The sequence below is a fragment of the Salmonella sp. SAL4457 genome (genome assembly GCF_046548235.1).
Classification (GTDB): domain Bacteria; phylum Pseudomonadota; class Gammaproteobacteria; order Enterobacterales; family Enterobacteriaceae; genus Salmonella; species Salmonella enterica.
On record NZ_JBGDZO010000611.1, the window covers coordinates 1 to 266 of the forward strand.

Sequence of the window (266 nt, forward strand, 5' to 3'; positions counted from 1 at the left end):
CTTCCGCGGACTCTTCGATGCCTTTCGCCTTGAGTTCTTCCAGTCGCGCCTCGACGGCGTGGCAGCGGTGCACCAGGCCGCTGTCGTTGGCGATCTGGATGTTCAGGCCCGGGCGGGCGTTGAGTTCGAGGATCAGCGGGCCTTTCTCCTGGTCGAGAACCATGTCCACGCCGATGTAGCCGAGGCCCGACAACTCGTAGCAACCGGCCGCCAGCTTCATGAAGCCGTCCCAGTTCGGCAGTTGCACGCCGTCCACCGCGTTGGTG

1 protein-coding gene is annotated in these 266 nt (G+C 64.7%); it reads right to left on the reverse strand.

The features are described 5' to 3' along the window. On the reverse strand, positions 1 to 266 hold a 266-nt coding region (locus tag ACLJNW_RS25650), incomplete at both ends, for a sugar-transfer associated ATP-grasp domain-containing protein (RefSeq protein WP_410961431.1).